Here is an 18,026-nt window from a genome sequence, read left to right as displayed (position 1 = left end):
ACCTCCGCATCTCAAGGCGTGACGACCTGCTTACCGCCTCTTTAACAGGCCCTAGACTCGCCTGCGTACAGATCGTTCGGGATCGAACAGCGTTCGAACAAGGTGCAGGATTTGTTCTAGGTTGTTCGAAGAACGTCGAGGTCACGTCGGAGTCAGGGAGCGAGGGGACGGACGTGCGGGAACCGACCGTCGAACCTGCTGTGGTCGTCGCGGCGGACTACTTCCAGTCCTATTCCGTCGTCGGACTGCTCGCCGCCATCGGCGTGCTCTTCGTCGCGGTGGCCTTCGGCGCGGGCCGGCTGCTGCGCCCCGTCGTGCCGACACCGGAGAAGCTGCTGACGTACGAGTGCGGCGTCGACCCCGTCGGCGAGGGCTGGGCGCACACCCAGGTCCGCTACTACGTCTACGCCTTCCTCTACGTGATCTTCGCGGTCGACTCGATCTTCCTGTTCCCCTGGGCGACGGTCTTCGCCGACCCCGGCTACGGGGCCGCCACCCTCGTGGAGATGTTCATCTTCCTCGGCTTCCTCGCCGTGGGCCTGCTGTACGCATACAAGAAGGGCGTCCTGGCATGGACGTGACGCCAGAAGTCAACTCGCCGGAGCCTGTGCTGCTGCCCGAGCCGAAGCGCCTCGGCGCCCTCGCGCGCCTCGCCCCGGAGCCGATGAAGGTCGTCCTGAACTGGGGCCGCCGCTACTCCCTCTGGGTCTTCAACTTCGGGCTCGCCTGCTGCGCGATCGAGTTCATCGCCGCGTCGATGGCCCGCCACGACTTCATCCGCCTCGGGGTGATCCCCTTCGCCCCGGGCCCGCGCCAGGCCGACCTCATGGTGGTCTCCGGCACGGTGACGGACAAGATGGCGCCCGCCGTCAAGCGGCTGTACGAGCAGATGCCAGAGCCGAAGTACGTCATCTCCTTCGGCGCGTGCAGCAACTGCGGCGGCCCGTACTGGGACTCCTACTCCGTGACCAAGGGCGTCGACCAGATCATCCCGGTCGACGTCTACGTCCCCGGCTGCCCGCCCCGGCCCGAGGCACTGCTCCAGGGCATCCTCAAGCTCCAGGAGAAGATCGCCCGCGAGTCGCTGGGGGAGCGCTACGGCACCGAGCCGGCCCGGCCCTCCACCGCGGCGCTGCAGAGCGGGCTGGTCCGGCCGCCGGCCGCCGAGGGCACGGCCGCCGAGGGTTCGGCCTCTCCCGGGGAGGTCCGATGAGTGCCGTCGGCTGGCTGCCCGCCCCCGCCGGGGAGCTGTTCGGCACGGACGCCACGGCCGAGGAGTCGTACGAGGTCCTGACCGTCGACGTACCGCCCGCCTCCTGGACCGAGGCGCTGCGCACCGCCCGCGACCGCCTCCACTGCACCTACTTCGACTGGCTGAGCGCCGTCGACGAACCGGACACCGGCTTCCGCGTCACGGCGCACGTGGTCGCGCTGTCCCCGGTGCGCCGCCTGCTGCTGCGTACGACGGTGCCGCACACGGCGCCGACGCTCGCCTCCGCCGTCGGCGTCTACGCGGGCGCCGCCTGGCACGAGCGCGAGACCCACGAGATGTTCGGCGTCTCCTTCGACGGCCACCCCGGCCTGGACCACCTCCTCCTCCCCGAGAACTTCGAGGGGCACCCCCTGCGCAAGGACTTCGTCCTCGCCGCCCGCGTCGCCAAGGCGTGGCCGGGCGCGAAGGAGCCGGGGGAGTCCGAGCACGGCGGACCGAAGCGCCGCCAGATGCTGCCCCCGGGCGTCCCCGACCCCAACGAGTGGGGCCCCCTCAAGGGCCAGCTCCCCCCTGCCCCGGCCCGCCCCGCCCGCGGAGCCGGCCGCCCGGCCGCGGCGGGGGACCGGCCGGTACGGCGCACCCGCACGGCCGGCGAGGGATCGGCTGGCCAGACGGCGCGCGCGGCTGCCGGTGCGGGCACGGACGCGTCCGACGGCACCGAGGCGCCTGCCACCCGCGCCGCCGGACCGCGTCGTGCGCGCAGCGCGAGCGCGGGGTCGGCATCGCAGCGGGCGGCGGCAGGGGAGACGCCGGAAACGCCGGAGACGGCGGAGGCGGCGAAGACCGCGGAGGCCGCAGGCACTGCGGAGGCCGCAGGCACCGCGGAGGCCGCGACGGCCGCGCGGCGGGAGGGCGAGCCGACGACGCCCGCACCGACCGAGGCCCCGACGGCGCCGGCGGGCCCGCGCCGCGCCCGGAGCGCCACGGAGGGTTCGGCGAGCCGGCGCGCCACTGCGCCCGGCACCCGGCGTGCACGCAGTGCGAGCGAGGGCTCGGCCTCCCAGCGCGCGGAGGCCCCGGCACCGGAGACGCCGGCGCCAGAGGCCCCGGCGGCCCGCCCCGGCACCGCGCCCCGCAGCCCGGACGCGCCGTGGCACCACGCCCGCCCGGCGTTCGACGAGGAGGCCCCGGCCGAGGGCGGCACCGAGAACGCCGACAGCGCTGACGCCACTGACGACCCCGGCGAAAAGCCCACCCCCGAAAACCCCGAAACCCCCCGAACCCCCGAAGACCCCTCAGGAGGCCCGCGGTGAACGACGCCCTCGACGTCGCCCTGCGACTGCTGATCGTCTTCGGTGTCTTCCTCACCTTCCCGCTGCTGGTCGGCCAGACCGAGCACAAGGTGATGGCTCACATGCAGGGCCGCCTCGGCCCGATGTACGCCGGCGGTTTCCACGGCTGGGCCCAGCTCGTCGCCGACGGCGTGAAGTTCGCGCAGAAGGAGGACGTGGTCCCGTCCGGCGCGGACCGCCGTATCTTCCAGCTCGCCCCCGCCGTCGCCCTCCTGCCGTACCTCCTCGTCCTGCTCGCCATCCCCATCGGCCCGAGCGAGGGCGCCGTCGGCGAGGTGATCGACGCGGGCGTCTTCTTCGTGCTCGCGGTGATGGGCGTCGGCGTCCTCGGCTCCCTGATGGCCGGCTGGGCGTCCGCCAACAAGTTCTCCCTGCTCGGCGGCCTGCGCACCGCCGCCCAGCTGCTCGCCTACGAACTCCCGATGCTGCTCGCCGCCGCCTCGGTGGCCATGGCGGCCGGCACGGTCTCCCTGCCCGGCATCCTCGACGCCTTCGAGTGGTGGTGGCTGCCCTGGCAGATCGTCGGCGCGATCGTGTTCTTCGTGGCGGGTCTCGCGGAGCTCCAGCGTCCGCCGTTCGACATGCCCGTCGCCGACTCGGAGATCATCTTCGGCGCGTACACCGAGTACACCGGCCTGCGTTTCGCCCTCTTCCTGCTCGCCGAGTACGCCGGGATCGTCGTCCTGTGCGGCCTGACCACCGTCCTCTTCCTGGGCGGCTGGCACGGCCCGTGGGGCGCCGACGGCCTCGGCTGGGTCTGGACCCTCCTGAAGACGGCGGTGCTGGCCTTCATCGTGATCTGGGTCCGCGTCACCTATCCCCGTCTGCGCGAGGACCAGCTCCAGAAGCTCTCCTGGACCCTCCTCGTCCCTCTCTCCCTCGCCCAGATCGCCCTCACCGGCGTCGTGAAGGTGGTGATCCAGTAACCATGGCTCCCATCCCTGGTTCCGGCCTCGCCAAGGGCCTGGCCGTCACCCTCCGCACGATGACGAGGAAGAGCGTCACCGCGCAGTACCCGGACGTCCAGCCCGATCTCCCGCCCCGCACCCGCGGGGTGATCGGCCTGTTCGAGGAGAACTGCACGGTCTGCATGCTGTGCGCCCGCGAGTGCCCCGACTGGTGCATCTACATCGACTCCCACAAGGAGACGGTCCCGGCGGCGACCCCCGGCGGCCGTGAACGCAGCCGCAACGTGCTCGACCGCTTCGCCATCGACTTCTCCCTGTGCATGTACTGCGGTATCTGCATCGAGGTCTGTCCTTTCGACGCCCTGTTCTGGTCCCCGGAGTTCGAGTACGCCGAGACCGACATCCGCGACCTCACCCACGAGCGGGACAAGCTCCGCGAGTGGATGTGGACCGTCCCGGCCCCGCCCGCCCTCGACCCCGCCGCGGAGGAGCCGAAGGAACTGGCCGCCGCCCGCAAGACCGCCGAGAAGCTGGCGGCGCAGCAGCAGCCCCCGGCCACCGAGGCCCACGCCGACGAGCAGACCCGCGCGGCCGAGCAGCCCACCCGCCCGCAGGGCGCGTCCCGGCAGCAGACGGACCAGCCGAGGCAGGAGGGCGCCGAATGACGCTCGCAGCAGCCACCGCCCGCCTCGCCGCGGACACCTCCTCTACGGTGACCACGGCCGCCGAGAGCCACGGCTTCCTCTCCCCGAACGGCGTCGAGATCGCCTTCCTCCTCGTCGGCCTGGTCACCTTCGGCGCGGCCCTCGTCACCGTCACCACCCGGCAACTGGTGCACGCCGCCCTGTGGCTGGTGGTGACCCTCGGCGGCCTCGCCGTCGAGTACCTGCTGCTCACCGCCGAGTTCATCGCCTGGGTGCAGGTCCTCATCTACGTCGGCTCCGTCGTCGTCCTCCTCCTGTTCGGTCTGATGCTCACCAAGGCGCCCATCGGCCGCTCCCCGGACGCCGACTCCGGCAACCGCTGGGCCGCGCTCACCGTGGCCGTCGCAGCGGCCGCCGCCCTGGTCTGGGTCGTCGTCGACGCCTTCCGCACCACCTGGATCGACCTGGACGGCCCGGCCGCCGGATCCACCCGGGTCACCGGCGAGAGCCTGTTCCAGAACTGGGTGCTCCCCTTCGAGGCCCTGTCCGTCCTCCTCCTCGCCGCCCTGGTCGGCGCGATCGTCCTGTCCCGCAAGGCGAAGGCGCAGACCACCGGCCCCTCCGCGACGACCGGCGCCTCCACGACCGCGGGCCCGGCCGCCGCCGGCGCCCGTTCCGACGCGCAGGCCGAGGACGGTGTCCGCTGATGCACCTCGCCTACCCCGCCGTACTCTCCGCCCTCCTCTTCTGCACCGGCCTGTACGGCGTCCTCGCCCGCCGCAACGCGATCCTGGTCCTGATGTCGGTCGAGCTGATGCTCAACGCCGTCAACCTCAACCTGGTCGCCTTCGACGTGTGGCTCAGCAGGGCCGCCGAGGAGACCCTGCACTCCGGCCAGGCCCTGACGCTGTTCACCATCGCCATCGCCGCCGCCGAGATCGGCATCGGCCTGGCGATCGTCCTCGCCGTGTACCGCAACCGCGGCACCTCCGACATCGACAAGCTCCGCGACACCGCCGAGAGCCACGAGACCGACGGCCCCGACGACGCCCTCACGGCCGGGAAGACCGAGAAGGCTGAGGCCACCGCGTGACCACGACCACCCTCGCCGTCCTCGTCCCCCTCCTGCCGTTCCTGGGTGCCGGCGCCGGCCTGGCGCTGGGCCGCACCGCCCCCGGCTTCGTCCGCCCGCTCGCGGTGCTGCCGACGCTCGCCGCGCTCGCCCTCGCCGTGGTCGTCGCCGTCCACCAGGGCGGCGACGAGGCCGTCGACGCGGCGACCGAACTGACCCCCACCGGCTCGGTCCCGATCGAGCTGGCCCTGTACATCGACGGCTTCGCCGCGCTCGTCGCCGTCCTGGTCGCCTTCGTCGCCACCTGTGTGCAGATCTACTCGACGGGCTATCTGCGCGACGACCCGCGCTACCCGTCGTACGCGGCGCTCGTCTCCCTGTTCACCTCCGCGATGCTCCTCGTCGTCTACTCGGGCGACCTGATGGTGCTGCTCGTCGGCTGGGAAGTCATGGGCATCTGCTCCTACTTCCTGGTCGGCCACTACTGGGAGACCCCGGAGGCCCGCGCCGCCTCCCTCAAGGCCTTCCTGGTCACCAAGCTCGGCGACGTCCCGTTCCTCATCGGTCTGTTCGCGCTGGCCACCGACGCCGGGTCGTTCCGCATCACCCGGGTCCTCGGCGCCGTCGCGAACGGCGGCATCGACCACCCGACGCTGATCGCCCTGCTGGTCCTGGCCGGTGTGGCCGGCAAGTCGGCGCAGTTCCCGCTGCACACCTGGCTTCCCGACGCGATGGCCGGCCCGACGCCTGTCTCCGCGCTGATCCACGCGGCGACGATGGTCGCCGCCGGTGTCTACTTCGTCGCCCGGCTCCTCCCGGTCTTCGAGGCCTCCCAGGCCGCGATGGTCGTCCTCGCCGTCATGGCCGCCGTCACCATGGCGGGCTCCGCGCTCGCCGCGCTCGCCCAGGACGACATCAAACGCGTCCTCGCCTACTCGACGATCGGCCAGCTCGGCTACATGACCGGCGCCCTCGCCGTCGCCGACCGCGGCGCCGCCGTCTTCCACCTCCTGTCGCACGGCGCCTTCAAGGCGCTGCTGTTCCTCGCCGCCGGCGTGATCATCCACGCCACCGGCACCAACTCGCTGGCCGCCATGTCCCGCATGTCGCACCTGCGCGACCGCGTCCCCGACGCCTACTGGACGATGACCGTGGCGCTCCTCGCGCTCGCCGCGATCCCGCCGTTCAGCGGCTTCTTCTCCAAGGAGTCCGTCCTCGGCGCCGCCGAGCACGTCGCCACCGGCCACACCGAGGACGCACCCGCCGCCGCGGGCTGGATCATCCTGGTCGTCGGCCTGCTCACCGCCCTGCTGACCGCCGCGTACGCGATGCGCCTGTGGCTGCTCGCCTTCCGCGGCCACGGCGCCGAGGCCCCCGACCACGGCCGCCAGCCCCTGGCCATGACCGTGGTGCTGTGGGTGCTCGCCGCGCCGTCGCTCGCCCTCGGCGGGTTCGCGTACCAGTCCTTCCCCGGCTGGTTCGACGGCGGCGACCTCGGCCCGACCCTGACCACGTCCGTGCTCGGCACGGGCCTGGCCCTGGTCGGCGGCCTCGTCACCTACGCCGCCTGGCGGCACACCACCGCGCTCGCCGCCAAGGTGCCGATGGGCGCGGTCGCCGCCCACCCGGAGGGCGACGCCGGGCTGGTCGAGGCCGAGGCGATCGCCAGCCACGCGCCCGCCTACGGCGACGTGGCCCAGGCCCCCGACCCGGCCGACCCGGGACGGCTGCTGCTCGGCCCGCTGCACCGCCACGCGGCGGTCGGCTTCCACGTCGACGCCGTGTACTCGGCACTGTTCGTCCGCCCGGTGCGGGCCGGCGCGAGCCTCGTACGGTTCCTCGACCGTGAGGTCGTCGACACCTATGTGCGCGGCGCGGGCGCCCTTCCCCGCTGGCTCGGCGCCGCCGTACGGCGCGCCCAGACCGGCAATGTGCAGACCTATGTGAGCGCGCTGCTCGCCGGCACCGTCGTCCTGGTGGTCGCCGTCGTCCTCGTCGCCACGGGAGCGTGAGCAGGCGTGATCGATATCAGCGAGTCCGTGATGCAGTTCCTTCTGGCGTTCATCGTGGTCGGCCCGCTCCTCGGCGCCGCCGCCGCTCTCCTGCCCGCCCCGCCCGGACTGAAGGGGAAGTCACCCGAGCAGGCCGTGCTGCGGCACGGCGTGACGGTGACCGGTGCCGTCCTCATCGCGGCGATCGTCCTCGCGCTCGGCTTCGACCACGACCAGCCGTCGAGGATGCAGGCCACGACGGACATCAGCTGGATCCCCGCACTCGACGTGCGGATCCACCTCGGCATCGACGGCATCTCCCTCCCCCTCGTGGTGCTGACCGCGCTGCTGACCTTCCTCTGCGCGCTCTACTCGTACTTCAAGCCGCCCGCGGGCCCGTCCCCGAAGGCCTTCGTCGCCCTGCTGCTCGTCCTGGAGACCGGCACCCTCGCCACCTTCGCCGTCCTCGACCTGCTGCTGTTCTTCCTCGCCTTCGAGACGGTTCTGATCCCGATGTACTTCCTCATCGCCCGCTGGGGCGGCGAGGGCCGGGCCGCGGCCGCCTGGAAGTTCATCCTCTACACGCTGCTCGGCTCCGTGGTCATGCTGCTCGGCCTGCTCCTGATCGGCCTTCGGGCGGGCACATTCGACATGGTGGCACTCGCCACTGACAACGGCCGGTCGCTGAGCGCGTCCGTGCAGGTCATCGCCGTTCTCGCGATCGGGATCGGGCTGGCGGTGAAGACGCCGATGTGGCCGCTGCACAGCTGGCTGCCCGACGCCCACACCGCCGCCCCGACCGTCGGCTCGGTGCTGCTGGCCGGCGTGCTGCTGAAGATGGGCACGTACGGGTTCGTCCGGATCCTGCTGCCGGTCACCCCCGGCGGCTTCGCCGACTTCGCGCCGTACCTCGCCGCGTTCGCCGTCGTCGGGATCATCTACGGATCGCTCGCCTGCCTCGCCCTCGCCAAGCAGGGCGCGAAGGGCGACCTGAAGCGGCTGATCGCCTACTCCTCCGTCGGCCACATGGGCTTCGTGCTGCTCGGCATCGCCACCATGACCCCGACCGGCGTGAACGGCGCCCTGTTCGCCAACATCGCCCACGGCCTCATCACCGGCCTGCTGTTCTTCCTGGTCGGCGCGTTGAAGGACCGCACCGGCAGCACCGACCTCGACACCCTCGCCAAGGAGACCGGCGCCGCCCTGTACGGCAGGGCCCCGCGCCTGGGCGGCCTGCTCGCCTTCGCCGCGGTCGCCTCGCTCGGGCTGCCCGGCCTCGCCGGGTTCTGGGGCGAGATGCTGGCGCTGTTCGGCGCGTTCGAGCCCGCCGAGGGCCTCAGCCGCCCGGCCTTCCTCACCTTCATGGCGATCGGCGCGTTCGGCACCCTGCTCACCGCCGCCTACCTGCTGGTCGTGGTCCGCCGGGTCTGCATGGGCGCCCTGCCGCGGGACACCCCGAAGCTCGCCGACGTACAGACGTACGAATTCGCGGCCTGGGCGCCGCTCGTCGCCCTCACCGTCGTCGCCGGACTCTGGCCGAAGATCCTCCTCGGCCTGACCGACCCGGCCGTGCAGCAGCTCCTCGCAGGAGGCACCCGATGAGCCCCCAGGCCCAGCCGCTCGCCGAGTCGCTGATCCAGTCCGTCGACTGGCTCGCCGTCGCGCCGCCCACCATCGCGGCCGTGGTCGCACTCGCCGTCCTGGTCGCCGACCTGTTCGTGGCCGAGCACCGCAAGGCGCTCCTCGGCTGGATCTCCGTGGCCGGCCTCGCCGTCGCCACCCTCATGCTGCTGCCCCTCCTGGACGGCGACCGCTCCACCTTCTGCCTGACCGGCGACCCCGGCGTGTGCAGCTACACCGCGGACCGCTTCACCCTCGTCCTGCAGCTCCTCGTGCTCGGCGGCGCCCTGGTCGCCGCCCTGCTGTCGGTCACCGGCCTGAAGGACGCGCGCGGGGGACTCCCCGAAGGGGAGTTCTGGTTCCTGCTGCTCTCCTCCGCGGCCGGTGCGGCCCTCCTGCCGGCCTCCCGCGACCTCGCCACCCTGATCGTCGCCCTGGAGGTCGCCTCCCTGCCCGCCTTCGCCCTCGTCGGCCTGCGGTACGGCGACCGCAGGTCCTCCGAGGCGGCCCTGAAGTTCTTCCTGTCCTCGGTCACCGCCACCGCGGTCAGCCTGATGGGCATCAGCTTCGTCTACGCCGCCACCGGCAGCCTTTACCTCACCCAGATCGCCGAGCGCGTGGACGGTGTCGACGGCCAGCTGCACACCCTCACCCAGACCGGTGTCGTCCTGACCCTGATCGGCTTCGCCTTCAAGACGGCCGCCGTGCCCTTCCACTTCTGGGTGCCCGACACCTATGTGGGCGCCCCGCTGCCCGTCGCCGCCTACCTGTCGGTGGTCGGCAAGGCGGTCGGCTTCACCGGCCTGATCCTCGTCACCGTCATCGCCCTCCCGTCGTACGCCGACGTCTGGGGCCCGGCGCTCGCCGTGCTCGCCGCGCTGACCATGACCGTCGGCAACGTCGGCGCCCTCCGGCAGCAGTCCACGCGCGCGTACAGCGCGGTCCGCCTGCTCGCCTGGTCCTCCGTCGGCCAGGCCGGCTACCTCCTGGTGCCGATCGCCGCGGCCGCCTACTCCGACGACGCCGAGCGGTCGATCGGCTCCACGGTCGCCTACGCGCTCATGTACGGCGTGGTGAACCTCGGCGCCTTCGCGGTGGCCGCGCTGGTCGGCCGTACGAAGAACCTGAACCGGGTCGCCGACTACCGGGGCCTTTACGCCACGAACCCCGTGACCGCCGTCCTGATGGCCTTCTTCCTGCTGTGCCTGGCCGGGCTGCCGCCGGGCATCATCGGGCTGTTCGCCAAGGTCACCGTCTTCTCGGCGGCCGTCGAAGCGGGCCTCGGCTGGCTGGCCGCGATCATGGCCGTGAACGTCGTGATCGCGCTGTTCTACTACCTCCAGTGGACGGCCCTGCTCTTCCGCGCCCCCGAGGGCGAGCCCGCGCGGCACCGCCTCCCGGCGCCCGTCACCGCCGCGATCGCCGTCACCGCCGTCCTCGGCGTCGTGCTCTCCGGCGCTCCCCAGCTGGTGCTGCGCTTCACGGACACCGGCCTCTTCTGACGCCGCCCGCCCCAAGGGCCGTCCGGGGCACCGTCACCCGGACGGCCCAGCCGCGCCGCCGTGCGCACAAGGGAACTAGTGGTCCCCGCCTGGCGTTGACCAGTACGGGAGGGTCCACTGGACGTGACACCACGACACCAGTGAGCCGAGAGATCACAGCAAGCAAAGGGTTCCCCTGCTGCACCACTTGGAGGGCGTACCGTGCACCGCCGGCACAACGGGCTCAGGACCGCAGTACTCCTCGGGGGACTGTCCGCACTCATCATCGTCATCGGCAGCTTCTTCGGTCGTACGGGCCTCGTCGTCGCCGTGCTCATCGCCCTGGGCACCAACGCCTACGCCTACTGGAACAGCGACAAACTGGCCCTCCGCGCGATGCGCGCCCGCCCGGTGAGCGAGTTCGAGGCACCCGCCCTCTACCGCATGGTCCGCGAGCTCTCCACGCAGGCCCGCCAGCCCATGCCCCGCCTGTACATCTCCCCGACGGAGGCCCCCAACGCCTTCGCGACCGGCCGCAACCCGCGCAACGCCGCCGTGTGTTGCACCGAGGGCATCCTTCGCCTGCTCGACGAACGCGAACTGCGCGGCGTCATCGGCCACGAGTTGAGCCACGTCTACAACCGCGACATCCTGATCTCGTCGGTCGCCGGTGCCCTCGCATCGGTGATCATGTTCCTGGTCAACTTCGCCTGGCTGATCCCGATCGGCCGCTCGGACGACGACGACGGCCCCGGCATCCTCGGCATGCTGCTGATCCTGATTCTGGGACCGCTCGCGGCCTCACTCATCCAACTGGCCATCAGCCGCTCGCGCGAGTACGAGGCCGACGCCTCCGGCGCCCAGCTCACCGGCGACCCCTTGGCCCTGGCCAGCGCCCTGAGAAAGCTGGAGACGGGCACCAAGCAGCTCCCGCTGCCGCCCGAGCCGCGAATCGAGACCGCCAGCCACATGATGATCGCGAACCCGTTCCGCCCCGGCCAGGGGCTGTCCAAGATGTTCTCCACCCACCCGCCGATGGCGGAGCGCATCCGCCGGCTCGAACAGATGGCAGGTCCGCACCGGTGAAGACGATCCTGAACCTCATCCTGAACGTCATCTGGCTCGTCCTGAGCGGCTTCTGGCTGTTCCTCGGCTATCTGTTCGCGGGCGTGCTGCTCTGCATCACCGTCATCGGTATCCCGTTCGGCATCGCCGCCTTCCGCATCGGCGTCTACGCGCTGTGGCCCTTCGGGTACACCACGGTCGAGCGCCGCGACGCCGGTGCCCCGTCCTGCGTCGGCAACGTCCTCTGGCTGATCCTCGCCGGCTGGTGGCTCGCCCTCGCCCACATCGCCACCGGCATCGCCCTGTGCGTCACGATCATCGGCATCCCGTTCGGCATCGCCAACTTCAAGCTGATCCCCGTGTCCCTGCTGCCGCTGGGCCGCGAGATCGTGTCCACGGACCGCCCGTTCGCGCCGACACCCTGGTAGCGCGCAGGCCGGTGGAGCGACGCGCCGGGCCGTGTGACGCCCCGGCAGCCGCGGTCAGCCCCGCGCGGTGCCCCGGCGCCGTACCACGTACGCCACCACACCCACGGCCAGCACCCCCGAGCCCACGGCCACCGACACGCCGGGCAGGGAGAACGCCAGCAGCGCGCAGCCGAGGAGGCCCACGCCCGGCACCAGGCGGGCGCGCGCCGACGGATCGAGGGTCCAGGCCGAGGCGTTGGCCACGGCGTAGTAGGCGAGCACCCCGAAGGAGGAGAAGCCGATCGCGCCCCGGACGTCCACCGTGGCGGCCAGCACCGCGACCACCGCGCCCACGGCCAGCTCCGCGCGGTGCGGCACCCGGAAGCGCGGATGGACGGCGGCCAGCGCGCTCGGCAGATGCCCGTCCCGCGCCATCGCGAGCGTGGTCCGGGAGACACCCAGGATCAGGGCCAGCAGCGACCCCAGAGCCGCCACGGCGGCCCCCGCCCGCACCACCGGCACCAGCCCCGGCATCCCGGCCGCGCGCACCGCGTCGGCCAGCGGAGCGGTCGCCTCACCGAGCCCGCCGGACCCCAGCACGGACAGCACGGCGACCGCCACGCACGCGTACACCACGAGGGCGATCCCGAGCGCGAGGGGAATCGCGCGGGGGATGGTGCGGGCCGGATCCCGGACCTCCTCGCCGAGCGTGGCGATCCGCGCGTACCCGGCGAACGCGAAGAAGAGCAGACCGGCCGCCTGAAGCACGCCGCCGATGCCCTCGGAGGCGCCGACGTCCAGCCGCCCGGCGTCGGACTCGGCCGACCCCAGGCACACGACCACCACGGCGGCGAGCACACCCAGCACCACGGCCACGATCGCCCGCGTCAGCCAGGCGGACTTCTGGACGCCGCCGTAGTTCACGGCGGTCAGCGCCACCACGGCCGCCACCGCCACCGCGTGCGCCTGCGCGGGCCAGACGTACGCCCCCACGGTGAGCGCCATCGCCGCGCAGGAGGCCGTCTTGCCGACCACGAAGGACCAGCCCGCCAGATACCCCCAGAACGGCCCCAGCCGCTCCCTGCCGTACACGTACGTACCGCCGGAGGCCGGATAGCGGGCCGCCAGCCGCGCGGAGGACATGGCGTTGCAGTAGGCGACCACGGCCGCCACCGCCAGCCCGGGCAGCAGCCCGGAGCCGGCCGCGCGGGCCGCCGGTGCGAGCGCGGCGAAGATCCCGGCTCCCACCATCGAGCCGAGCCCGATGACGACGGCGTCACCCACGCCGAGGCTGCGCCGCAGTTCGGAGGCGGAGGAGGTCATGGCCGCACCCTACTGAGGGGGTGGGCCGGCGGCCCACACAGGAGAAGGGCGGGCACCTGATGCCCGCCCTCCCGTCACCTGCCGGTCTCCGCGAATTACCGGTAGTTCACGAACTGCAGTGCGAAGTCGAAGTCCTTGCCCTTCAGCAGGGCGATGACGGCCTGCAGGTCGTCCCGGCTCTTCGAGGTGACCCGCAGCTCGTCACCCTGGACCTGGGCCTTCACGCCCTTCGGGCCCTCATCGCGGATGATCTTCGCCACCTTCTTGGCGTTCTCCTGGGAGATGCCCTCCTCGATCGACGCGAAGATCTTGTACTCCTTGCCGGAGAGCTGCGGCTCGCCCGCGTCCAGGGCCTTCAGCGAGATGCCGCGCTTGATCAGCTTGGACTGGAAGACGTCGAGGACAGCCTTCACCCGGTCCTCGGAGTTCGCCTCCATCAGGATCTTGTCACCGGACCACGAGATCGAGGCGCCCACGCCCTTGAAGTCGTAGCGCTGGGAGATCTCCTTGGCGGCCTGGTTGAGGGCGTTGTCGACCTCCTGCCGCTCGACCTTCGAGACGATGTCGAAACTGGAGTCGGCCATGTCCTGTGGCTCCTTGTATCGGGGTGCGAAACGGGTGCGTAGCGGCGTACGCGGTCGACGGCCGGTCCCACGCGGGGCACGGACCGCATCCGGACAAGCCTAGCCACCCCCCGTCCCTCAGGTCCCGATCAATCAGGTGGCGAAGCACCCCTCCGCATCGGGTATTGTTTACGTCGTTGCCAGGGAGCACCGCCGAAAAGCGGTTCGAAGGGCAGCAACCCCGGCGGTGTGCCCGAGCGGCCAAAGGGAGCAGACTGTAAATCTGCCGGCTCAGCCTTCCCAGGTTCGAATCCTGGCGCCGCCACACTGGGGAAAACCCCCTCCGATCTGCGGAAACGCAGGCGGAGGGGGTTTTTCGTGTATGGGCACACTTAATGCATGTCGCCCCGTCGCAGAACCTGCCCAGAATGCCGTCGTGAGATCGCCGTCGTCGCCGGGCGGTTCGCCCGGCACGATCCGCCGGGCGCGCGGGGGAGCGGGCAGCTCGTCTCGTGTCCGGGGTCACGGCGGTACGCGCAACTCGGAGCGGTGCAGCCGTCGTTGGACGGCCATGTGGTGCCCGAGTTCCCGGGGCAACTGCCGCTGTTCTGAGGCGCTTTTCCGCGTCGCCTCAGTTGCCGGCGATCGACTTCACCGCCACCGAGACCGGCGTCGAGCCGCTGACCAGTTCCAGGGTCAACCCGGCCGTCGCGGGCGTTTCCAGCAACTCGGCGAGTACGGCGGCCACATCGTCGCGCGGGACGGTGCCGCGGCCCGTGTGCGCCTCCAGACGGACCAGCCCGGTGCCGGCGTCGTCCGTGAGCGAACCAGGGCGCAGGATCGTCCAGTCGAGGCGGTCCAGGCCCTGCACATACGCGTCGGCCGCGCCCTTGGCGCGCAGGTAGACGTCGAACACGTCGTCGCCCTCGTGCCCGGGGTCCGCGCCCATCGAGGAGACCACCAGGAAACGCCGTACGCCCGCGCGGACCGCCGCGTCCGCGAACAGCACCGCCGCGCCCCTGTCCACGGTGTCCTTGCGGGCCGCTCCGCTGCCGGGCCCGGCGCCCGCCGCGAACACCGCCGCGTCCGCGCCCTGCAGATGGGCCGCGACCCCCTCGACGGTGGCCGACTCCAGGTCCAGCAACACCGGTTCGGCGCCGGCCTCCCGCAGGTCGTCGCCCTGTCCCTCGCGGCGGATGATGCCCGCCGCCTCGTGGCCGCGCTGGGCGAGCAGGCGCTCCAGGCGCAGCGCGATCTGTCCATGACCACCAGCGATGACAATGCGCATGCCTTCGACCGTACGCCCGAACGGCCGCCCGTGCCGCCCGCACGGCCCGCGTGTCCCCCCGCCCTCACGCCCGGGCTCAGGAAGGCTTGCCCCGCCCCTGCCGCGGCAGCCCCAGCTCGTCCACCGCCGCCGAGTCGCAGTACTCCCGTACCGCGCTCGTCCGCGCCACCACCCGCCCCTGGTGCACCACGATCCTGCTGTACGCCAGCGAGAGCGCGCCCGCCAGCCGGTCTCCGCGCACCGCCAGCAGCTCCGCGGGGAAACCGGCCTCCACGCGGACCTCGGGCAGCCCCAGAGCCGCGCGGGCGGAGGCGCTGACGGTGTCGTAGGCGTCCTCGGGGCGCAGGCCCTGGCGGGAGGCGAGGAGGTAGGCCGCCTCCAACGGGTCCCCGCGGCCCACCGGGTTGGACACGTCCCGCAGCGCGCCGCTCCCGGCCGCGACCCGTACCCCGGCGGCGCGCAGCAGTCGTACGGGCGCCGTGCCGGGGTGGTCCACGCTCCCGCAGCCGCCCTGGGGCAGGCACACCACCGTCACGCCCGCCGCGGCGAGCTGGTCCGCCGTCCGGGACGCCAGGTCGGTGGGGAGGCGCGCGACACCGGCGCACGGTCCGATCGTCACGCCGGGGCGCAGGCCGCCCGCCATCGCGGCGAGCCGCGCCAGACGCGCCGGGTCGGCGGCGTCGGTGTGCAGGTCGACCGGGCAGCCGTGCTCGGAGGCGACCGCCAGGACGGCCTCCACATAGCCCGTGGGATCGGGGTCCGCGTCCGGGCAGCCGCCCACCACGGAGGCGCCCATCTTCACCGCGTCCCGCAGCACGGCGAGCCCGTCCGCCCCGGCCGCCCCGGTCAGCACCCGCGGCATCGCCACCGCCGTCAGCTCGACGAGCCCCCGCAGCGAACGCCGTGCCCGCAGCACCGCGCGGAGCGCCTCCAGCCCCTGGACGTCGCCCACGCGCACGTGGGCCCGCAGCGCGGTCGCCCCGTGCCCGAGCTGCAGCAGGGCGGCCTGGGTGGCCCGGCGCTGGACGTCCTGGAGGTCGTAGGAGACCGGGCCGTCGGCGTCGGCGGTCAGGGCGGTGTCCGCGTGGGCGTGCGGTTCGGCGGGAGCCGGCAGCAGCAGATAGCCGCTCAGGTCCACCCGTGCCCCGCTCGCGCGCGTGCCGCCCAGACTGCCGGCCGTGCCGACCGCCTCGATGCGACCGCCGCTGAGCAGTACGTCCACGGTGCGGCCGTCGGTGAGCCGTGCCCCGGACAGCAGCAGGGAGTCCCCGTCGGTCTGTCCGGGGGAGCCCGGCGGGGACGACGAGCGGGGCGGCTGCGGCGGGCTGTCGGGCATCGCGCTCCAGTGGCTCGAGGGCTGTGCCCGGGGCGGCACAAGATCACAGAGTGTGTCGAGCGTAGGACGGCGGCCCTGCCCGGGCGGGGAGGAGCGGAATAGTCGTACCGGTGCGGTCCCGGGGCGGGGGAGCCGCGATGAGGCTCCTGTGAGGCTCCGGGGAGGTGCGCCGGACGGGCCGGGCAAGGGGTCGGGAAACGGATTTGGGCGAACGGCGGGCGACCGTGTAATGTCTTCATCGCTCGCCCCAATAGCTCAGTCGGCAGAGCGTCTCCATGGTAAGGAGAAGGTCAACGGTTCGATTCCGTTTTGGGGCTCTGGTGTGAGAGGTTCCCGTCGCAAGGCGGGGCCCGATCGCATCGCAGCGGTGTAGCTCAGTCGGTAGAGCAAGCGGCTCATAATCGCTGTGTCACCGGTTCAAGTCCGGTCACCGCTACAGACAGTAGCCGATTGCGGGGTCGGTCCTTCGATCGGCTACTCTTCTTGCGTTAACTAATTTCCATCCGTTCGTCAAGGAGCACTCACGTGGCTGCCACCGACGTCCGCCCGAAGATCACGCTGGCCTGCGTGGAGTGCAAGGAGCGGAACTACATCACCAAGAAGAACCGGCGTAACAACCCGGACCGTCTTGAGATGAAGAAGCACTGCCCGCGTTGCAACGCGCACACCGCGCACCGCGAGACGCGATAAAAAGGCTCGTTCACGAGGCCGTCCCCGTAGTTTCAGGGGGCGGCCTCGTGGCGTTCTCGCCCAGCATCCGTCGCAGCAACAGCAGACACCAGGAGGTGCCGAGCCATGGCGCTCGACCAGTCCTTCGTGGGGCGGTCCTACCCGCCCACCGAGCCCTACGAAGTGGGCCGGGAGAAGATCCGGGAGTTCGCGGAGGCGGTGGGAGATTCCAATCCCGCCTACGTCGACCCGGACGCCGCCAAGGCCCTCGGACACTCCGACGTGATCGCACCGCCGACTTTTGTGTTCGCCATCACGTACAAGGCCGCGGGGGAGGTCATCGCCGACCCGCAGCTCGGACTGGACTACAGCCGCGTGGTGCACGGTGACCAGAAGTTCGCCTACAGCCGCCCGGTGCGCGCCGGTGACCGGCTGACGGTCACCTCGACCATCGAGTCGATCAGGTCGATGGCCGGCAACGACATCCTGGACATCCGCGGCGAGGTCCACGACGAAACCGGCGAGCACGTCGTGACCGCCTGGACCAAGCTCGTGGCCCGCGGGGCCGAGGAGGCGTGAGCAAGATGACCGCCCACATCGCGTACGCCGACGTCGAGGTCGGCACCGAGCTGCCCGCGCAGACCTTCCCCGTGACCCGCGCCACCCTCGTCCAGTACGCGGGTGCGTCCGGCGACTTCAACCCGATCCACTGGAACGAGAAGTTCGCCAAGGAGGTCGGACTGCCGGACGTCATCGCGCACGGCATGTTCACCATGGCCGAGGCGATCCGTGTCGTCACCGACTGGGCCGGCGACCCGGGCGCGGTCGTCGAGTACGGCGTCCGCTTCACCAAGCCCGTCGTAGTCCCGAACGACGACCAGGGCGCGACCGTCGAGGTCAGCGGCAAGGTGGCCGCCAAGCTCGACGACAACAAGGTGCGCGTCGACCTCACGGCGACCAGTGGCGGGCAGAAGGTGCTCGGCATGTCCCGCGCGGTGGTACGACTGGCCTGAGGGACTGAGGGACTGAGGGACTGAGGGCCTGAGGCCTGACATACCGCGTAAGGGGCGCTCGCCAATGGTGGGCGCCCCTTA

20 protein-coding genes and 3 tRNA genes are annotated in these 18,026 nt (G+C 71.9%); 19 read left to right on the top strand and 4 right to left on the bottom strand.

The features are described from left to right. The first annotated feature begins 173 nt into the window (after window positions 1-173). From AMK31_RS13025 to AMK31_RS12970, 12 genes are all read left to right on the top strand, one after another. Window positions 174-581, top strand: a complete 408-nt coding sequence (locus AMK31_RS13025) for an NADH-quinone oxidoreductase subunit A (RefSeq protein ID WP_073940600.1) — start codon at window positions 174-176, stop codon at window positions 579-581. Continuing rightward, complete coding sequence (locus tag AMK31_RS13020) at window positions 572-1,213, top strand: NADH-quinone oxidoreductase subunit B (protein ID WP_073940599.1); 642 nt, start codon at window positions 572-574, stop codon at window positions 1,211-1,213. The genes AMK31_RS13025 and AMK31_RS13020 overlap by 10 nt, the downstream gene beginning before the upstream one ends. Next, window positions 1,210-2,526, top strand: a complete 1,317-nt coding sequence (locus AMK31_RS13015; protein WP_073940598.1) for an NADH-quinone oxidoreductase subunit C — start codon at window positions 1,210-1,212, stop codon at window positions 2,524-2,526. Before AMK31_RS13020 ends, AMK31_RS13015 begins: the two co-directional genes overlap by 4 nt. Continuing rightward, window positions 2,523-3,491: a complex I subunit 1/NuoH family protein gene (locus AMK31_RS13010; RefSeq protein WP_073940597.1), complete on the top strand. Its 969-nt coding sequence runs from the start codon at window positions 2,523-2,525 to the stop codon at window positions 3,489-3,491. Before AMK31_RS13015 ends, AMK31_RS13010 begins: the two co-directional genes overlap by 4 nt. Window positions 3,492-3,493: 2 nt before the next feature. Further along, window positions 3,494-4,138: a NuoI/complex I 23 kDa subunit family protein gene (locus tag AMK31_RS13005; protein WP_073940596.1), complete on the top strand. Its 645-nt coding sequence runs from the start codon at window positions 3,494-3,496 to the stop codon at window positions 4,136-4,138. Further along, window positions 4,135-4,824 (top strand): NADH-quinone oxidoreductase subunit J family protein, encoded by a 690-nt coding sequence (locus AMK31_RS13000; protein ID WP_073940595.1) that lies wholly within the window; start codon window positions 4,135-4,137, stop codon window positions 4,822-4,824. Before AMK31_RS13005 ends, AMK31_RS13000 begins: the two co-directional genes overlap by 4 nt. After that, the gene (gene nuoK, locus AMK31_RS12995; protein WP_073940594.1) at window positions 4,824-5,210 is read left to right on the top strand and encodes an NADH-quinone oxidoreductase subunit NuoK; all 387 of its coding nucleotides are present in this window, start codon (window positions 4,824-4,826) and stop codon (window positions 5,208-5,210) included. The genes AMK31_RS13000 and nuoK overlap by 1 nt, the downstream gene beginning before the upstream one ends. Next, entirely contained in the window at window positions 5,207-7,201 is a 1,995-nt protein-coding gene (locus AMK31_RS12990) for an NADH-quinone oxidoreductase subunit 5 family protein (RefSeq protein WP_073940593.1), read from the top strand. The genes nuoK and AMK31_RS12990 overlap by 4 nt, the downstream gene beginning before the upstream one ends. A 6-nt stretch (window positions 7,202-7,207) precedes the next feature. Then, window positions 7,208-8,782: a complex I subunit 4 family protein gene (locus AMK31_RS12985; protein WP_073940592.1), complete on the top strand. Its 1,575-nt coding sequence runs from the start codon at window positions 7,208-7,210 to the stop codon at window positions 8,780-8,782. Further along, on the top strand, window positions 8,779-10,302 hold the full coding sequence (locus tag AMK31_RS12980; RefSeq protein WP_073940591.1) for an NADH-quinone oxidoreductase subunit N: 1,524 nt from the start codon (window positions 8,779-8,781) through the stop codon (window positions 10,300-10,302). The genes AMK31_RS12985 and AMK31_RS12980 overlap by 4 nt, the downstream gene beginning before the upstream one ends. A 201-nt stretch (window positions 10,303-10,503) precedes the next feature. Next, window positions 10,504-11,367, top strand: a complete 864-nt coding sequence (gene htpX / locus AMK31_RS12975) for a zinc metalloprotease HtpX (RefSeq protein WP_073940590.1) — start codon at window positions 10,504-10,506, stop codon at window positions 11,365-11,367. 8 nt (window positions 11,368-11,375) lie between these two features. Further along, complete coding sequence (locus tag AMK31_RS12970) at window positions 11,376-11,774, top strand: YccF domain-containing protein (RefSeq protein WP_073940787.1); 399 nt, start codon at window positions 11,376-11,378, stop codon at window positions 11,772-11,774. Window positions 11,775-11,828: 54 nt separating this feature from the next. Here the strand turns inward: AMK31_RS12970 and AMK31_RS12965 are convergent, their stop codons facing one another. Beyond that, the gene (locus AMK31_RS12965) at window positions 11,829-13,076 is read right to left on the bottom strand and encodes an APC family permease (protein WP_073940589.1); all 1,248 of its coding nucleotides are present in this window, start codon (window positions 13,074-13,076) and stop codon (window positions 11,829-11,831) included. A gap of 95 nt (window positions 13,077-13,171) precedes the next feature. Then, window positions 13,172-13,660, bottom strand: coding sequence for a YajQ family cyclic di-GMP-binding protein (locus tag AMK31_RS12960; RefSeq protein ID WP_073940588.1), 489 nt, complete (start codon window positions 13,658-13,660; stop codon window positions 13,172-13,174). A 222-nt stretch (window positions 13,661-13,882) separates the two neighbouring features. Here AMK31_RS12960 and AMK31_RS12955 point away from each other — a divergent pair. Further along, window positions 13,883-13,964, top strand: a tRNA-Tyr gene (locus tag AMK31_RS12955). A gap of 74 nt (window positions 13,965-14,038) precedes the next feature. After that, window positions 14,039-14,251 (top strand): hypothetical protein, encoded by a 213-nt coding sequence (locus tag AMK31_RS41485; protein WP_073940587.1) that lies wholly within the window; start codon window positions 14,039-14,041, stop codon window positions 14,249-14,251. A 19-nt stretch (window positions 14,252-14,270) separates the two neighbouring features. Here AMK31_RS41485 and AMK31_RS12945 read toward each other — a convergent pair whose 3' ends face one another. Together AMK31_RS12945 and AMK31_RS12940 are read right to left on the bottom strand one after the other, a co-directional pair. After that, window positions 14,271-14,927, bottom strand: a complete 657-nt coding sequence (locus AMK31_RS12945) for an SDR family oxidoreductase (RefSeq protein WP_073940586.1) — start codon at window positions 14,925-14,927, stop codon at window positions 14,271-14,273. Window positions 14,928-15,003: 76 nt separating this feature from the next. Then, window positions 15,004-16,263 carry an amidohydrolase family protein gene (locus AMK31_RS12940; protein ID WP_073940585.1) on the bottom strand — a complete coding sequence of 420 codons (1,260 nt, stop codon included), beginning with the start codon at window positions 16,261-16,263 and terminating at the stop codon, window positions 15,004-15,006. A 244-nt stretch (window positions 16,264-16,507) separates the two neighbouring features. Here AMK31_RS12940 and AMK31_RS12935 point away from each other — a divergent pair. The 5 genes from AMK31_RS12935 to AMK31_RS12915 all read left to right on the top strand — a co-directional run bounded on the left by AMK31_RS12935 (window position 16,508) and on the right by AMK31_RS12915 (window position 17,945). Continuing rightward, window positions 16,508-16,580, top strand: a tRNA-Thr gene (locus tag AMK31_RS12935). Window positions 16,581-16,626: 46 nt separating this feature from the next. Then, window positions 16,627-16,699, top strand: a tRNA-Met gene (locus AMK31_RS12930). Between the two features lie 89 nt (window positions 16,700-16,788). Further along, window positions 16,789-16,953 (top strand): 50S ribosomal protein L33, encoded by a 165-nt coding sequence (gene rpmG, locus AMK31_RS12925; protein WP_003948671.1) that lies wholly within the window; start codon window positions 16,789-16,791, stop codon window positions 16,951-16,953. 105 nt (window positions 16,954-17,058) lie between these two features. After that, the gene (locus AMK31_RS12920; RefSeq protein ID WP_073940584.1) at window positions 17,059-17,511 is read left to right on the top strand and encodes a MaoC family dehydratase N-terminal domain-containing protein; all 453 of its coding nucleotides are present in this window, start codon (window positions 17,059-17,061) and stop codon (window positions 17,509-17,511) included. 5 nt (window positions 17,512-17,516) lie between these two features. Further along, entirely contained in the window at window positions 17,517-17,945 is a 429-nt protein-coding gene (locus AMK31_RS12915) for a MaoC family dehydratase (protein WP_073940786.1), read from the top strand. Window positions 17,946-18,026: the final 81 nt, after the last annotated feature.

This window comes from Streptomyces sp. TSRI0107, from assembly GCF_001905845.1.
Lineage (GTDB): Bacteria > Actinomycetota > Actinomycetes > Streptomycetales > Streptomycetaceae > Streptomyces.
Note: the sequence above shows the minus strand (reverse complement) of the source record. Positions and strands in the feature narration are given on the sequence as shown.

What these genes read in the sequence shown, in the direction of transcription:
- AMK31_RS13020 (WP_073940599.1), top strand. Translation starts at nt 572, where the DNA reads ATGGACGTGACGCCAGAAGTCAACTCGCCGGAGCCTGTGCTGCTGCCC.
- AMK31_RS13015 (WP_073940598.1), top strand. Translation starts at nt 1,210, where the DNA reads ATGAGTGCCGTCGGCTGGCTGCCCGCCCCCGCCGGGGAGCTGTTCGGC.
- AMK31_RS13005 (WP_073940596.1), top strand. Translation starts at nt 3,494, where the DNA reads ATGGCTCCCATCCCTGGTTCCGGCCTCGCCAAGGGCCTGGCCGTCACC.
- AMK31_RS13000 (WP_073940595.1), top strand. Translation starts at nt 4,135, where the DNA reads ATGACGCTCGCAGCAGCCACCGCCCGCCTCGCCGCGGACACCTCCTCT.
- nuoK (WP_073940594.1), top strand. Translation starts at nt 4,824, where the DNA reads ATGCACCTCGCCTACCCCGCCGTACTCTCCGCCCTCCTCTTCTGCACC.
- AMK31_RS12980 (WP_073940591.1), top strand. Translation starts at nt 8,779, where the DNA reads ATGAGCCCCCAGGCCCAGCCGCTCGCCGAGTCGCTGATCCAGTCCGTC.
- AMK31_RS12965 (WP_073940589.1), bottom strand. Translation starts at nt 13,076, where the DNA reads ATGACCTCCTCCGCCTCCGAACTGCGGCGCAGCCTCGGCGTGGGTGAC.
- AMK31_RS12960 (WP_073940588.1), bottom strand. Translation starts at nt 13,660, where the DNA reads ATGGCCGACTCCAGTTTCGACATCGTCTCGAAGGTCGAGCGGCAGGAG.
- AMK31_RS41485 (WP_073940587.1), top strand. Translation starts at nt 14,039, where the DNA reads ATGTCGCCCCGTCGCAGAACCTGCCCAGAATGCCGTCGTGAGATCGCC.
- AMK31_RS12945 (WP_073940586.1), bottom strand. Translation starts at nt 14,927, where the DNA reads ATGCGCATTGTCATCGCTGGTGGTCATGGACAGATCGCGCTGCGCCTG.
- AMK31_RS12940 (WP_073940585.1), bottom strand. Translation starts at nt 16,263, where the DNA reads ATGCCCGACAGCCCGCCGCAGCCGCCCCGCTCGTCGTCCCCGCCGGGC.
- AMK31_RS12920 (WP_073940584.1), top strand. Translation starts at nt 17,059, where the DNA reads ATGGCGCTCGACCAGTCCTTCGTGGGGCGGTCCTACCCGCCCACCGAG.
- AMK31_RS12915 (WP_073940786.1), top strand. Translation starts at nt 17,517, where the DNA reads ATGACCGCCCACATCGCGTACGCCGACGTCGAGGTCGGCACCGAGCTG.